The 14,127-nt window shown below is 59.7% G+C and carries 14 protein-coding genes; 7 read left to right on the forward strand and 7 right to left on the reverse strand.

Annotation, left to right across the window (positions count from 1 at the left end):
• Positions 1 to 112: 112 nt before the first annotated feature.
• Positions 113 to 946: an AraC family ligand binding domain-containing protein gene (locus ACA063_RS13555; RefSeq protein ID WP_497666282.1), complete on the reverse strand. Its 834-nt coding sequence runs from the start codon at positions 944 to 946 to the stop codon at positions 113 to 115.
• A 289-nt stretch (positions 947 to 1,235) separates the two neighbouring features.
• Between ACA063_RS13555 and ACA063_RS13560 the strand changes: the two genes are divergently transcribed.
• The 6 genes from ACA063_RS13560 (at position 1,236) to ACA063_RS13585 (ending at position 6,758) form a co-directional block, all read left to right on the forward strand.
• On the forward strand, positions 1,236 to 1,484 hold the full coding sequence (locus ACA063_RS13560; RefSeq protein WP_497666283.1) for a transmembrane sensor/regulator PpyR: 249 nt from the start codon (positions 1,236 to 1,238) through the stop codon (positions 1,482 to 1,484).
• Positions 1,484 to 2,638, forward strand: a complete 1,155-nt coding sequence (locus tag ACA063_RS13565) for an NnrS family protein (protein WP_497666284.1) — start codon at positions 1,484 to 1,486, stop codon at positions 2,636 to 2,638. Before ACA063_RS13560 ends, ACA063_RS13565 begins: the two co-directional genes overlap by 1 nt.
• 202 nt (positions 2,639 to 2,840) lie before the next feature.
• Entirely contained in the window at positions 2,841 to 3,296 is a 456-nt protein-coding gene (locus tag ACA063_RS13570) for a (2Fe-2S)-binding protein (protein WP_162436793.1), read from the forward strand.
• Positions 3,297 to 3,320: 24 nt separating this feature from the next.
• Positions 3,321 to 5,489, forward strand: a complete 2,169-nt coding sequence (locus ACA063_RS13575) for a xanthine dehydrogenase family protein molybdopterin-binding subunit (RefSeq protein WP_497666285.1) — start codon at positions 3,321 to 3,323, stop codon at positions 5,487 to 5,489.
• A gap of 1 nt (position 5,490) precedes the next feature.
• On the forward strand, positions 5,491 to 6,069 hold the full coding sequence (locus tag ACA063_RS13580; RefSeq protein WP_497666286.1) for a hypothetical protein: 579 nt from the start codon (positions 5,491 to 5,493) through the stop codon (positions 6,067 to 6,069).
• Positions 6,070 to 6,143: 74 nt separating this feature from the next.
• Positions 6,144 to 6,758, forward strand: coding sequence for a GGDEF domain-containing protein (locus ACA063_RS13585; RefSeq protein WP_497666287.1), 615 nt, complete (start codon positions 6,144 to 6,146; stop codon positions 6,756 to 6,758).
• Here ACA063_RS13585 and ACA063_RS13590 read toward each other — a convergent pair.
• On the reverse strand, positions 6,755 to 8,032 hold the full coding sequence (locus ACA063_RS13590; RefSeq protein WP_497666288.1) for an amidase: 1,278 nt from the start codon (positions 8,030 to 8,032) through the stop codon (positions 6,755 to 6,757). The two genes, ACA063_RS13585 and ACA063_RS13590, sit on opposite strands and share 4 nt — an antisense overlap.
• Positions 8,029 to 8,454, reverse strand: a complete 426-nt coding sequence (locus ACA063_RS13595; RefSeq protein WP_497666289.1) for a VOC family protein — start codon at positions 8,452 to 8,454, stop codon at positions 8,029 to 8,031. The genes ACA063_RS13590 and ACA063_RS13595 overlap by 4 nt, the downstream gene beginning before the upstream one ends.
• 111 nt (positions 8,455 to 8,565) lie before the next feature.
• Here ACA063_RS13595 and ACA063_RS13600 point away from each other — a divergent pair, with 111 nt between their 5' ends.
• A complete protein-coding gene (locus ACA063_RS13600) occupies positions 8,566 to 9,438 on the forward strand; it encodes a LysR family transcriptional regulator (RefSeq protein WP_497666290.1) in 873 nt (290 codons plus the stop codon).
• Between the two features lie 165 nt (positions 9,439 to 9,603).
• Here ACA063_RS13600 and fabI read toward each other — a convergent pair whose 3' ends face one another.
• Genes fabI through ACA063_RS13620 form a run of 4 tightly spaced genes read right to left on the reverse strand, consistent with a single transcriptional unit; the run spans position 9,604 to position 14,126 of the window.
• Positions 9,604 to 10,398: an enoyl-ACP reductase FabI gene (gene fabI / locus ACA063_RS13605; protein ID WP_008152082.1), complete on the reverse strand. Its 795-nt coding sequence runs from the start codon at positions 10,396 to 10,398 to the stop codon at positions 9,604 to 9,606.
• A 21-nt stretch (positions 10,399 to 10,419) separates the two neighbouring features.
• Positions 10,420 to 12,030, reverse strand: coding sequence for an ABC transporter ATP-binding protein (locus ACA063_RS13610; RefSeq protein ID WP_497666291.1), 1,611 nt, complete (start codon positions 12,028 to 12,030; stop codon positions 10,420 to 10,422).
• Between the two features lies 1 nt (position 12,031).
• A complete protein-coding gene (locus tag ACA063_RS13615) occupies positions 12,032 to 13,051 on the reverse strand; it encodes an ABC transporter permease (protein WP_162436786.1) in 1,020 nt (339 codons plus the stop codon).
• A gap of 1 nt (position 13,052) precedes the next feature.
• A complete protein-coding gene (locus ACA063_RS13620; RefSeq protein ID WP_162436785.1) occupies positions 13,053 to 14,126 on the reverse strand; it encodes a microcin C ABC transporter permease YejB in 1,074 nt (357 codons plus the stop codon).
• Between the last annotated feature and the right edge of the window lies 1 nt (position 14,127).

Below are 14,127 nucleotides of genomic sequence, written 5' to 3' on the forward strand. Positions count from 1 at the left end.
TCGATAAACTCCCTCGCCACAGAAGCTCGCCAGGTAAAATTTCGTCTGACTCAGGTCAGCGCTACCCATAGAAACTCATCGGCCAGAACAATCATTCACCAACGCATTCAGCTCACCCGCGATACTGCCCCGGTGTGGCGGCCAGGTGCTGTTTGAAAGCGCGTTGAAAGTGGGCCTGGTCGGCGAAACCCGCCTCGAGGGCGACGTCGGCAATCAGTTTGCCGCTGCGCAGTCTGTCCTGGGCGAACTGGATGCGGCGGTTGACCAGGAATGCGTGGGGCGTCATGCCGAAGTGTTGCTTGAATGCGCGGATAAGGTAGGACGGCGACAGCTGCGCGGCTGCGCAAATGTCTTCAAGCTTGAGCATTTTCGTACAGTTGTCGCGAATGAATTCGGCGGCCCGCTCCAGCTTGAAGTTGGGTTCGCGCAGCGGTTGCTCGGCGGGGTTGAGGCGTTGCTGCACCTCGGTGAAAAACTCCACCACTGCGCTGTGTTTTTGCAGGTGGTCTTGCGACGTGTCCACCAACACCTCATACAGCGCCACCAGCCCGTCAAACAGCCGGGTGTCGCGGTTATGGGTGATTGAAAAACGGCGGAACGCCAGGTCGGGACTGAAGCCCAGCTGGTGTTGCAGATCAGTGAGCCATGCGGTGTCGATGTACAGCATCAGGTACGACCACGGTTGGTCGTCGATCGGATTGCACGCATGGACATCGCCGGGATTCATCAGCACGACGGTGCCGGCGCTGACCTGAAATCGGGCTTGTTCGTGAATGTAGGTGCTGTGCCCGGCGGTGATGGCGCCGATCGAAAAGTGTTCGTGAGAATGACGCGTGTAGCAGACCTCGCGCCCGTCAGCGATGGAGCGGGCTTCGATGAAGGGCAGGGCGTCATCGCGCCAGAAGCGCGGGGCCTTGTCTGCGTCTTTGGAAACGGCGTGCTTCATGCTTGGGGTTCTCGGCAGGTCAGCGCCTGAGTGTATTTGTTCTCGCCGTCAAAGGCTCGTTCCACCGCGTCGATGTCGAGCTTTTTTCCCCCGTTTTGCGGTGTGTGATCATTTGCCAGATTATTTTTTGTGGAGTCGTAATGACTCGATGTGGAGTCATAAAGACTCTAATCGAATATGGTCTAAATGACATCGATCCTCTGACCTCATTGATTTAAAAGGGCTTAATACCTGGCACGGCTCTTGATACATCCCGATTACAACTGAACGACTTCAGGAGTACCGGAAAATGTTCGATTTCTTCAACAATCCCCACAATGTTCTGCGGTTGTCGAGTCGTGTACTGGGCGCGGGTCTTGGGCTGTTGCTCGCTGGTGTTTACGGCGCCTATTTGTACGACGGTCATTTGCCCATTGTCGCGCTGGTGTCGTTGCACGCGATGACGATCATCGGACCTACCTTGCTCAAAATCGGCTATGTCATGCGCCTGCTGTCCCAGCATCGGCTGGGCCAACCCTTGGTCGGGGCCAGAGCGTGATGCGCAAGTTCGTCGCGGCGCCGGTGTTCACGCTGGGGTTCCGGCCGTTCTTCCTGGCCGGCGCGGGGTTTGCTGCAATAGCTGTGACAGTTTGGGCCCTCTGGTTATACGGTCGGTTTCCAGCGGCACAACCCCTGGGCGGCATGCTGGCCTGGCATCGGCATGAGATGCCCTTCGGATTCGCCTCGGCGATCATCGGCGGATTTTTACTGACGGCAGTGCCGAACTGGACCGGGCGTCCAGGGCTTCACGGCGGGCCGCTTATCGGTCTGTTGCTGGTGTGGCTGACAGCGCGACTGGCGTGGTGGCTGCCGATGCCGGCTGCGGTGTTGATTGCGCTGCAAATCCCGTTTCTGCCGTTATTGGCGTGGGTGTTGGGGCGCGACCTTATCGCTGCCGGCAAGCGTGATAATTATCCGATTCTGCTCGTGATCTCTTTGCTCGCGGGTTGCCAGGCGCTGACGCTGGTGGGGATATCCACCGAGGATGTCGACCTGCAACGGCGGGGCGTACTGGCGGCGCTGTGGTTGGTGGGTGCGCTGATGAGCGTGATTGGCGGACGGGTGATTCCGTTCTTCATCCAGCGGGGCTTGAATCGACCCGTAGCGTCAGTTGCGCAACCTTGGCTGTCCAAAGGGTTACTGCTCGTTGGAGTGCTCGCTGCGCTGTCGTTTACCCCGGGGCTGGAAAACGCTCCCAACCGCTGGCTCGCCGGTTTGTTTGGGCTGATGGGCGGTTTGCATCTGCTGCGCCTCTGGCGCTGGCATGACCGGGGTATCTGGCGTGTGCCGTTGCTCTGGTCGCTGTACCTTGCCTATGCCTGGCTGGTGGTTGCAGCGCTGGCAATGGCGCTGTGGCATGCGGGGCTGATACCGCAACAAAGCCTCGCCACGCATTCGCTGGCAGTGGGAGGTATCGGCGGTTTGATACTGGCGATGATTGCGCGGGTCAGTCTCGGTCATACCGGGCGACCGTTGCAGCCATCGAAGGCAATCACCCTTGGATTCGCCTTGCTGTCCATGGGTGCGGTCTGTCGCGTCTTGCTGGTGCCGTTTTCCACTGTCGGCCTGGGCATCTCGGCGTCGCTCTGGTGTGTGGCGTTTGGGCTGTTCCTGATGCGCTATACCGGCATGTTGCTGGGGCCGAGGGTTTAGCGACATGGGTGCAAGCGCAAAACGCCACTCTGCGCTTGCCTCAGGGCAGTGACTGCGTGACCGGTGGTCGATGTGCCGGTCTCCTGCGGTAATTTGCGCTTAGCTGTAAGGGATGAACCAGGCACGCAAAGACGCGCCGTGCGGTAGGAGCAACGCGTGCTCCCACTGAAAAACGCGTCCCCGTGAGTCTGAGGTAACCGCAATGCTGACCCTGAATATCAATGGCAAGGACCAGGCGCTGGATGTCCCCGCGGACATGCCGCTGCTGTGGGTCCTGCGCGATGTCGCGCACCTCACAGGCACCAAATTCGGTTGTGGCATGGCTCAATGCGGCGCCTGTACGGTACACGTCGACGGCGCGCCGCTGCGCTCATGCATCACGCCCGCCACCGCTGTGGCTCACGGGCAGAAAATTCTCACCATCGAAGGCTTGTCAACCGACGGTTCGCACCCGGTCCAGCAAGCCTGGGCCGAGCTCGATGTGGTTCAGTGCGGATATTGCCAGTCCGGGCAGATCATGTCTGCCGCCGCGTTGCTGGCGAAAATCCCCAAGCCCACTGACGCCGATATCGACCAGGCGCTTTCCGGCAATATCTGCCGCTGTGGCACCTATCCGCGAATTCGTGCGGCGGTGAAACGTGCTGCACAAATCGGTTGATGCCCCGGTGAGGGAGGGTGGGCTATGAACAGCTTTAATCCGTTATCGCGCCGTGGATTTCTCAAGGGCAGCGTCGTGTTGGGCGGCGGGCTGGTGGTGGCGTTCGCCATCCCGGGTGCCCACCGGTTCGCGATGGCTGCCGAAAACCAGGGCAATGTGTTTGCACCGAATGCTTTTCTGCGAATCGGCAATGACAACAGCGTCACGGTACTGCTCGGGCATTCGGAAATGGGCCAAGGCATCTGGACCGGCCTGACCATGCTGATCGCGGAAGAGCTGGACGCCGACTGGTCGAAAATCATTGTCGAACACTCTCCAGCATCGGCTGCCGACTATGGCCTGGCCGGGTTTGGCGGGATGCAGATAACGGGTGGCTCAACCTCGACCTGGATGGAGTTCGACCGCTACCGCCAGGCCGGCGCGGTAGCGCGGTTAATGCTGATCGACGCGGCCGCCAAGCGTTTCGGTGTTGCACCCTCGTCTATTCGTACCGAATCCGGCGTGGTCATCGCCGGCGACAACCGCGCCACCTATGGCGAGCTGGCGGACGACGCCGGCAAGCTACCCGTGCCGGACCCCGCTTCGATCAAACTCAAAGAAGCCAAGGACTGGAAACTGATCGGCAAGCCCACCAAACGCCTGGACACGCCAGAGAAAATCACTGGGCGGGCCAAGTTCGGCATGGACGTGCAATTCGACGGCCTGATGACGGCCATGGTCGCGCGTTCGCCGGTGTTCGGCGGCAGCGTCAAATCCTTCGAAGGCGCCGAAGCGCTGGCGATACCCGGCGTGCATAAAGTGGTGCAGGTGCCCAGCGGTGTCGCCGTCATCGCCGATCATTACTGGGCCGCGAAACTGGGGCGCGATGCGCTCAGGATCGATTGGGACCTGGGCCCGAACACCGACCTCGACAGCCAGAAACTGCTGGAAAGTTTCCGCAAGCTCGCAGGCACCACAGGGCTGCCGGCCAGCACCGCCGGGGACGCCGCGGGCACGCTGGGCAAGGCGGCGAAAACGATCGACGTCGAATACAGTGTGCCTTACCTGGCTCATGCCCCGATGGAGCCGCTTAACTGCACCGTAAAAATTACCCAGGATAAATGCGAGATCTGGACGGGGACGCAGTTTCAGACACTGGATCAAATGATCGCCGGAAAAATCACCGGGCTGAAGCCTGAGCAGGTCATTATTCACACCGAATTTCTCGGTGGCGGGTTTGGTCGGCGAGCCAACCCGACCTCGGATTTTGTCGCGGAAGCGGTGCAGGTCGCCAAAGCCGCAGGTGGGCCGGTGAAAACCGTGTGGTCGCGAGAAGACGACATACGCGGCGGTTGCTACCGTTCGGCGTTTCTGCATCAGGCGCGCATCGGCCTCGATGCCGGCGGGATGCCCATTGCGTGGAAGCATGTCATGGTCGGGCAATCGATCATGGCCGGCACGATGCTCGAAGAGGCGATGGTCAAAGGGGGCATCGATAAAACCTCGGTCGAAGGGGTGGCAGACAGTCCCTATCTCGTAGGTCTGGCGCATCATCAGGTCGAGCTGCATTCGCCGAAAACCGGCATCAACGTGTTGTGGTTGCGCTCGGTCGGCCACAGTCATACGGCGTTCGTGATGGAGTCGTTGATCGACGAATTGGCCGAGGCGGCGGACAAGGACCCGGTTGAATATCGGCGAACCTTGCTCAAGGATCACCCACGGCATCTCGGTGTACTCAACCTTGCAGTAGAAAAAGCCAACTGGACAGCGCCGCTGCCGGACGGCCATGCGCTGGGCGTGGCGGTGCACGAGTCGTTCGGCAGCTACGTTGCACAAGTGGCCGAAGTGTCCCAGGACAACCTGGCGATCCGCGTGCATCGCGTGGTCTGTGCGGTGGACTGCGGGATTGCGGTGAACCCACAAAGCATCGCGGCGCAGATGGAATCGTGCATCACTTTCGGCCTGGGGTTTGCGCTCCATAGCAAACTGACCTTCAAGGACGGCAAAGTGGTGCAGTCCAACTACCACGATTATCAAGTGCTGCGCCTGAACGAAATGCCCGTGGTCGAAGTGCACATCATGCCGAGTACGGACAAGCCCGGAGGCATTGGCGAAGCGGGTGTCCCGCCCACTGCGCCTGCGGTGGCCAATGCGGTGTTCGCATTGACCGGGCAACGGCTGCGGGAACTGCCGCTGCAACTGTCGGGGGTGTGAGATGAGACGACATCTGGTACTGGGTGCGGTGATTCTGATTGGACTGGCAGCGTACGCCGAGGACCTGTTCGCCGACGATAAAGACGCGTTGAAGGCGTTCGAAACGGTGCAAAAAGTCTTCCAGAGCCCCCGTTGCCAGAACTGCCACATTCCCGGCGACTCTCCGTTGCAGTTCGACGCCGGCGTGCCCCACGCCATGAACGTGGTCCGAGGCATGGACGGTAAGGGCGCGGCAGGCTTGCCTTGCGCGACGTGCCACGCCGAAGCCAACCCGCCGGCCAGTTACGGTCCCCACGCGCCACCGGGAGCGCCGCATTGGAGCCTGCCGCCAGCGGCGCACAAAATGGCCTGGATCGGGCTTCCGGCGGACAAGCTGTGCGCGATGATCAAGGACCGTTCCAGCAATGGGGACCGTGATTTTGCGGCGCTGATCAAGCACGTCAGCGACGACAAACTGGTGCTTTGGGGCTGGAACCCTGGCGCAGGTCGTGCGCCAATACCGGTGCCACACGACATTTTTGTCGACCAGTTCAAGCGCTGGGCCGATGCAGGAGGACCCTGTCCGGTCGACGGTATCTGACCAGCGGTAGCAAAATAGTGAGTCAAACCGGGTGAGGGCGTCTCTAATGTATAAACCCTCCAATGGAGTGACTGATGGTCGTTTCAGGAAAACCGGGCAAATCCGGTGTTCACACAGAGCTCTCATGCGAACGCAGTATTCTCGAAAATGCAGTGCAAGATCGGGAACGGATGAGAGAGCTGGCACGTTCGTTCGAGCAACAACTAACGGCGGTGCAAATGGCAAGCATGGACGAGTTGACCCTGCTGACGAACCTTCACGGGTTTCTTGTTCTGGCCCAGTTGTGGCTGGATGCCTGTCAGCAGTTGGAGAAACCGGCGACGTTGCTGCTATTCGACCTGAGTTATTTCAACCAGATCAACAACGCGTACGGGCGTCGCGAGGGCGACAAGGCCCTAAAAGCATTTGCCGATGTTCTGCGTATCGCCTTTCGCGAGAGTGATGTGGTCGGGCGTGTGGGCGGTAATGACTTCGCGGTGCTGTTGACCGGCTCCTCTGCGGTGGAAATCGCCGGCATCAGGTCGAGGGTCCAGGAAATGCTCGATGAGCGCATTGCCACCGCGCATCCTGGTTATGACATTCGCTTCAGCATTGAACAAATCGAATTCGATCCTGACACCCACCGGACCGTGGATGGCCTGATGGCTGCAGTTGATTTTTCACGCCATCAAGGGTCGGTCCGGTTTTAAACGTCCCTTTGCAGATCAGCTGCAACCTGTAATGCGGCGTCGAGCAACTGCCTGTCATTTCTGAATCGCCCAATCATTTGCAGTCCAATGGGCAGTAGCGGAAAAGGGCGCCATAGTGGGACGTTCACTTGCGGCCAACCGAAAGCCCCCCAGAACTTGATGAAGTCCGATGGCCCGGTGTGTTGCAGGCCCAAGGGCGCGACCATGCCGCAACAGGCGCCGAGCATGGCGTCGAACGGCTGGCAAAGCTCATGCAAGCGCGGCGCAAGTGCCATGAGGCGGGCCTTGGCGGCGGACTCCTGGTCCCAACTGGTCGCCTTTGCTCGCTCAAACATCGCCAATGTCGACGGACTTAATTGCTCCTGATGCTGGCGAAACTCTTTTGCCAGCGACCGGGCACCCTCACAATCATTGATGAGCTGATGGTCGTCGAACACGCTGGAGAAATCCTCCGGCAATTGTATTTCGATGACTTCATGGCCCGCGCTGCGCAGCTGATCAAGCGCGCACTCGAGTTCAGAGACCACCTGCGGTTCGATGTCATTCCAGCGTGAAGTGCGGCAGAAGCCCAGCTTCAAGGGACGTTGCTCAACCGCCACCTCGGCTAGCGGGAATCCTGGAATCAGCACCCGTGCCACCCGCTGGAGGTCGCGCACCGATCGACCGTACCAACCCACCGTGTCGAAGCTCGGAGCCAGTGGTTTGACGCCCTCCAGAGACACCAGTCCCAGCGATGGCTTGAAAGCAAAAAGTCCACAATAGGACGCGGGTTTGAGCAGCGATCCGGCCGTTTGAGTGCCCAGGGCCACGGCGAAGAATCCGGCCGCCATTCCGGCAGCGGAGCCGGCACTGGAACTGCCGGGCGTGCGTTTCAGGTCGTGGGGGTTGCGGGTGGGGCCGGTGTGCATGTACGCGAATTCAGTGGTGTGCGTCTTGCCCATGATCAGGGCACCCGCTTGGCGCAGCAACGTCACCACGTGGGCATCCCGAGACGGTCGGTGATCGGCATAGATCGGCGAGTAAAACTGCGTGGGGTGGTCGGCGCTGTCGAAGATGTCCTTGATCCCGACCGGCACCCCGGCAAGCAAGCCCTGGCCATCATGCTGCGCCGCTTGTTCCCGGACCTGTTGTGGGTCGAACGAGGCAAACGCGTGGATCGTCGGCTCAAGCGCGTGGACACATTCCAGAAAGGTCTCAGCGACCGCCGCGGCCGTCGCCTCCCCATTGAACACGGCGGCACTCAGGTCGGTGGCATCAAGGTTGGCGAGGTTCATTTGGCAAACAACTGGTCGACGTCCTTGAAGGCCTTGAACTCCAGTGCGTTACCGCAGGGATCGAACAGAAACATTGTGGCCTGCTCGCCCACCAACCCCTGAAATCGGATACCTGGCTCAATCACGAAGCGCGCACCCACGGATTGCAAGCGCTCGGCCAGGGCCTCCCATTCCGACATTCCCAACACCACGCCGAAATGCGGCACGGGCACGTTATGGCCATCGACGGCGTTGGTGTGGGCGGCTTCCTGTGAAGCATTCTTCGGTGCCAGATGGATCACAAGCTGATGGCCAAAGAAGTTGAAGTCCACCCAATGATCGCTTGAGCGACCTTCTTCCAGGCCAAACACTGTCGCGTAGAAATGGCGCGCGGCGGCAAGGTCGTAAACCGGTATGGCGAGGTGAAAAGGAGAGAGGGACATGGCTAAATCTCGATGAATGACGGGACGAAATGAGTTTAGTCCTGTTAATTTTGATTAAAAGACGATAATTTTTGCGCCGAGCACGAATTATTACGATCAATCGAGTGCGCCATGCTAAGAGAGCTGAAAACCTTCCTCGCTGTCGCCCGCTACGGCACGTTCGCGGCGGCTGGCATGCACATCGGCCTGACCCAGTCGGCGGTCAGCGCGCAGATTCGCAATCTCGAGCAAGCGCTGGGGATTCGTCTGTTCGATCGCACGGGGCGCCAGGCACTGCTGAATGCGGCGGGGCTGCGCGCGTTGCCGATGGCCAGGGACATGCTCGACACGTTCAGCCGCATGGCGATCAGCGACGACGTGAGCGAGTACCGGGGCGAGCTGAAAATCGGCGCGGTGGCGACGGCGCAAACCGGCTTGCTGCCACAGGCATTACTGCGTTTACGGCAACAGGCGCCGCTGCTGGAACCGAAACTGGTACCGGGGGTATCGCTGAACTTGTTGAGTCAGGTGGACACGGGAGAAGTGGACCTGGCGATCCTGATCAAGCCCCCGTTCGAATTGCCCAAGGAACTGTCGGCGCAAGTCATTCGGCGCGAGCCTTTTGTGTTGATCGTTCCGCTCGATCTGCCGGGCGATGACCCGTTGCAATTACTGGCCGACCATCCCCATGTGCGTTACGACCGTAACTCGTTCGGCGGACGCCTTGTGACGCGTTTTTTGCGCGAGCAGCGGATCGACGTGCAGGTTGCGCTGGAGCTGGATGAGCTTGAGGCCATCGTGAAAATGGTCGAGTGCGGGCTGGGCGTTTCGTTGCTGCCTCGGGCGGGGCTGTGGCTGGAGTATGGGGCCAAGGTGAGGGTGATCCCGTTAGGCGAGCTGACGTTCTACCGGGAGATGGTGTTGTTGCAGCGGTATAGCAATCGCACGCAGCCGATCCAGGAGTTGTTTACGCAGTGCCTGAGAGACGAGTCACTCACACTGTAGGAGTGAGCCTGCTCGCGATTGCTGGCTGACGTTCACCGTTAATGTTGCCTGACATGGCGCCATCGCGAGCAGGCTCGCTCCCGCAAGGGATTTGTGTTTTTCGGTAAACTGCAGACGTAAAAAACCCGCCTGGAAAGGCGGGTTTTTTCATTGGCGAGCTGAAGATTACTCTTCGAGGCTGCCCATGGCGGTGGTGTTGAAACCGCCGTCTACGTACATGATTTCACCGCTGATGCCGGACGCCAGGTCCGAGCACAGGAAGGCGCCGGCGTTGCCGACTTCGTCGATGGTGACGTTACGACGCAGCGGCGTTTGCGCTTCGTTGGCGGCCAGCATCTTGCGGAAGTTCTTGATGCCGGAGGCGGCGAGGGTGCGGATCGGGCCAGCCGATACGCAGTTGACGCGGGTGCCGTCCGGGCCGAGGGAGCCGGCCAGGTAACGCACGCCAGCTTCCAGGGAAGCCTTGGCCATGCCCATGACGTTGTAGTTCGGCATGGTGCGCTCAGCGCCCAGGTACGACAGGGTCAGCAGGCTGCCGTTGCGGCCTTTCATCATTTCGCGACCGGCTTTGGCCAAGGCCACGAAGCTGTAGGCGCTGATGTCGTGAGCGATGCGGAAACCTTCACGGGTGGTGGCTTCGGTGAAGTCGCCATCCAGCTGGTCGCCCGGTGCGAAGCCGACGGAGTGCACGATGCAATCCAGGCCGTCCCACTTCTTGCCCAGTTCAACGAAGACCTTGGCGATTTCTTCATCGCTGGCCACGTCGCACGGGAAGCACAGGTCCGGGTTCGAACCCCAGCTTTGTGCGAACTCTTCGACACGACCCTTGAGTTTGTCGTTCTGATAAGTGAAGGCAAGCTCAGCGCCCTCGCGATGCATGGCGGCAGCGATGCCGGATGCGATGGACAGCTTGCTGGCGACACCGACGATCAGTACGCGCTTACCGGCGAGAAAACCCATGTGTTGCTCCTCTCTTTCAGGTTATTGCGCAGTGGCTGGTGCCAGGAAAGCGGCTTCCAGCAACTGCTGTGTATACGGATGTTGGGGGGCGGCAAAAATACTTTGCGCGTCTCCCTGTTCGACCACTTGGCCATGCTTGACCACCATCAGCTGGTGGCTCAGCGCTTTGACGACAGCCAGGTCATGGCTGATAAACAGATACGTCAGGTTGTACTTGGTTTGCAGTGAACGCAGTAGCTCCACCACTTGGCGTTGCACTGTCCGGTCGAGGGCCGAGGTTGGCTCGTCCAGCAGAATCAGCGCCGGTTTTAACACTAATGCCCGGGCAATGGCGATTCTCTGCCGCTGCCCACCGGAAAATTCGTGGGGGTAGCGGTTCCGGGTTTCCGGGTCCAGGCCTACCTCCTTGAGTGCTGCAATAATCGCTTGTTCCTGTTCGGCCTCGGTGCCCATCTTGTGGATCCGCAGGCCTTCGCCGATGATCTGGCTCACGCACATCCGAGGACTCAAGCTGCCAAACGGGTCCTGAAACACCACCTGCATCTCCCGCCGTAGCGGTCGAACTTGTTGCTGCGTCAGGCAGTCTAGCTGCTTGCCTTCAAAACGGATCGCGCCTTTGCTGCCGATCAGTCGCAAAATCGCCAGACCCAGTGTCGACTTGCCGGAACCGCTTTCCCCCACAATCCCCAAGGTCTGGCCTTGAGGCAGGCTGAAGTTGATCCCGTCCACCGCTTTGATGTGATCGACCGTCTTTTTCAGCAAGCCTTTCTTGATCGGGAACCAGACTTTCAAGTCCTCGACCTCCAGCAGTGGCGGGCCAATGACATTGGTCGCCGGTTTGCCGCTGGGCTCCGCTGCGAGCAGTTCCCGAGTGTACGGATGCTGCGGCGCACGGAACAACTCTTCGCACGATGCCTGTTCGACGATGCAACCGCGCTGCATGACACATACTCGATGCGCAATTCTTCGCACCAGGTTCAAATCGTGGCTGATCAGTAGCAGCGCCATACCCAGACGCGCCTGCAATTCCTTGAGCAATTCGAGGATTTTGAGCTGAACGGTCACGTCCAGAGCGGTGGTCGGCTCATCGGCAATCAGCAACTCCGGCTCATTGGCCAGGGCCATGGCGATCATCACGCGCTGTCGCTGGCCACCGGACAATTCATGGGGCAACGCCTTGAGGCGCTTGTGCGGTTCGGGAATACCGACCATTTCCAGCAATTCAAGGGTTCGTTTCGTCGCGATTTTACCGACCAGGCCTTTGTGGATGCCCAGCACCTCGTTGATCTGCTTCTCGATCGAGTGCAGCGGATTGAGCGAGGTCATCGGCTCCTGGAAGATCATCGCGATTCGGTTACCGCGGATATGCCGGATGGTTTTTTCTTTCAGGCTCAGCAGGTCCTGTCCCGAATACTCGATGGTCCCGGAGGGATGCCGGGCAAGCGGGTAGGGCAGCAACCGCAGGATGGAGTGGGCCGTCACGGATTTTCCGGAGCCGCTTTCTCCCACCAGTGCCAGGGTTTCACCGCGCTTGATATCGAAACTGACACCTTCAACCACGCGCTGACAGCGCTCTCCCACGACAAACTCGACGGAAAGGTCGCGTACTTCGATCAGATTGTCCTGATTCATTTCACTTCCTCGGGTCGAAGGCATCGCGAGCGGACTCACCGATAAAAACCAGCAGACTCAGCATCAACGCCAGTACGGCAAAGGCGCTCATGCCTAGCCACGGCGCTTGCAGGTTGGATTTGCCCTGCGCCACCAGTTCACCCAGCGACGGGCTACCGGCCGGCAAACCGAAGCCGAGGAAATCCAGTGCGGTCAAGGTGCCGATGGCGCCGGTCAGAATAAAGGGCATGAACGTCATGGTCGACACCATGGCATTGGGCAAGATGTGGCGGAACATGATCGCACCGTTCTGCATCCCCAGGGCACGGGCTGCGCGGACGTACTCAAGGTTGCGGCCCCGCAGGAATTCGGCGCGTACCACGTCGACCAGGCTCATCCAGGAGAACAGCAGCATGATCCCCAGCAGCCACCAGAAGTTCGGCTGGACGAAGCTGGCGAGGATGATCAACAGGTACAGCACCGGCAACCCGGACCAGATCTCCAGAAAGCGCTGACCGGCCAGGTCGACCCAACCGCCATAAAACCCCTGCAAGGCGCCGGCGATCACCCCGATGATCGAGCTGAGGACGGTCAGCGTCAGGGCGAACAGCACCGATATCCGGAAGCCGTAAATCACCCGGGCCAACACGTCGCGGCCCTGATCGTCAGTGCCCAGCAGGTTGTCTGCCGACGGCGGTGCCGGTGCTGGCACCTTGAGGTCGTAGTTGATGCTCTGGTAGCTATAGGGAATCGGCGCCCACAGCACCCAGGCGTCCTTGGCCTTGAGCAGTTCGCGGATGTAGGGACTTTTGTAGTTGGCTTCCAACGGAAATTCGCCCCCAAAGGTGGTCTCCGGGTAGCGTTTGAGCGCCGGGAAATACCAGCCGTCGTCGTAATGCACCACCAGCGGTTTGTCGTTGGCGATGAGTTCAGCACCAAGGCTCAGGCCGAAAAGCACCAGAAACAGCCAGAGGGACCACCAGCCACGCTTGTTGGCTTTGAAGAGTTCGAAACGTCGTCGATTGAGCGGGGAAAGATTCATCTCAATGCTCCCGGCTTTCGAAGTCGATGCGCGGATCGACAAAGGTGTACGTCAGGTCGCCTATCAATTTCACCACCAACCCCAACAGGGTAAAGATGAACAGCGTGCCAAACACCACCGGGTAATCGCGGTTGATCGCCGCTTCAAAACTCATCAGCCCGAGACCGTCGAGCGAGAAGATGACTTCCACCAGCAACGAGCCGGTGAAGAAAATCCCGATGAACGCCGACGGGAAACCGGCGATCACCAGCAGCATCGCGTTACGGAACACGTGACCGTAGAGCACACGATGATTGGTCAGGCCCTTGGCTTTGGCCGTGACCACGTATTGCTTGTTGATTTCATCGAGGAAGCTGTTCTTGGTCAGCAGGGTCATGGTCGCAAAGTTGCCGATCACCAGAGCCGTCACCGGCAGCGCGAGGTGCCAGAAGTAGTCGAGAATCTTGCCGCCCATGCTCAGTTCGTCGAAGTTGTTCGAGGTCAGGCCCCTGAGCGGGAACCAGTCGAAGTAACTGCCGCCAGCGAACAATACGATCAACAGGATGGCAAACAGGAACGCCGGAATCGCATAACCGACGATGATCAACGAGCTGGTCCAGACGTCGAAATGACTGCCGTGTCGCGTGGCCTTGGCGATCCCCAGCGGGATCGACACCAGGTACATGATCAGCGTGCTCCAGAGGCCGAGGGAAATCGACACCGGCATCTTTTCCTTGATCAGGTCGATGACCTTGGCGTCCCGAAAGAAGCTGTCACCGAAATCCAGGGTGGCGTAGTTCTTGATCATGATCCACAAGCGTTCCGGCGCCGATTTGTCGAAGCCGTACATGTGCTCGATTTCCTTGACCAGCGCCGGGTCCAGGCCTTGGGCGCCGCGATAGGCTGAACCGGCGACCGACACTTCCGCACCACCGCCGGCGATGCGGCTGGTGGCGCCTTCAAAACCTTCGAGCTTGGCAATCATCTGCTCTACGGGGCCACCCGGTGCCGCCTGAATGATGACGAAGTTGATCAGCAAAATGCCGAGCAACGTCGGAATGATCAGCAACAGTCGCCGAAAAATATACGCCAGCATC

The organism is Pseudomonas sp. LBUM1643 (assembly GCF_059716215.1).

Bases quoted from the DNA above. Each gene is read 5' to 3' on its own strand.
- ACA063_RS13555 (WP_497666282.1), bottom strand. From the start codon at position 946: ATGAAGCACGCCGTTTCCAAAGACGCAGACAAGGCCCCGCGCTTCTGG.
- ACA063_RS13560 (WP_497666283.1), top strand. From the start codon at position 1,236: ATGTTCGATTTCTTCAACAATCCCCACAATGTTCTGCGGTTGTCGAGT.
- ACA063_RS13565 (WP_497666284.1), top strand. From the start codon at position 1,484: ATGCGCAAGTTCGTCGCGGCGCCGGTGTTCACGCTGGGGTTCCGGCCG.
- ACA063_RS13570 (WP_162436793.1), top strand. From the start codon at position 2,841: ATGCTGACCCTGAATATCAATGGCAAGGACCAGGCGCTGGATGTCCCC.
- ACA063_RS13575 (WP_497666285.1), top strand. From the start codon at position 3,321: ATGAACAGCTTTAATCCGTTATCGCGCCGTGGATTTCTCAAGGGCAGC.
- ACA063_RS13580 (WP_497666286.1), top strand. From the start codon at position 5,491: ATGAGACGACATCTGGTACTGGGTGCGGTGATTCTGATTGGACTGGCA.
- ACA063_RS13585 (WP_497666287.1), top strand. From the start codon at position 6,144: ATGGTCGTTTCAGGAAAACCGGGCAAATCCGGTGTTCACACAGAGCTC.
- ACA063_RS13590 (WP_497666288.1), bottom strand. From the start codon at position 8,032: ATGAACCTCGCCAACCTTGATGCCACCGACCTGAGTGCCGCCGTGTTC.
- ACA063_RS13595 (WP_497666289.1), bottom strand. From the start codon at position 8,454: ATGTCCCTCTCTCCTTTTCACCTCGCCATACCGGTTTACGACCTTGCC.
- ACA063_RS13600 (WP_497666290.1), top strand. From the start codon at position 8,566: ATGCTAAGAGAGCTGAAAACCTTCCTCGCTGTCGCCCGCTACGGCACG.
- fabI (WP_008152082.1), bottom strand. From the start codon at position 10,398: ATGGGTTTTCTCGCCGGTAAGCGCGTACTGATCGTCGGTGTCGCCAGC.
- ACA063_RS13610 (WP_497666291.1), bottom strand. From the start codon at position 12,030: ATGAATCAGGACAATCTGATCGAAGTACGCGACCTTTCCGTCGAGTTT.
- ACA063_RS13615 (WP_162436786.1), bottom strand. From the start codon at position 13,051: ATGAATCTTTCCCCGCTCAATCGACGACGTTTCGAACTCTTCAAAGCC.
- ACA063_RS13620 (WP_162436785.1), bottom strand. From the start codon at position 14,126: ATGCTGGCGTATATTTTTCGGCGACTGTTGCTGATCATTCCGACGTTG.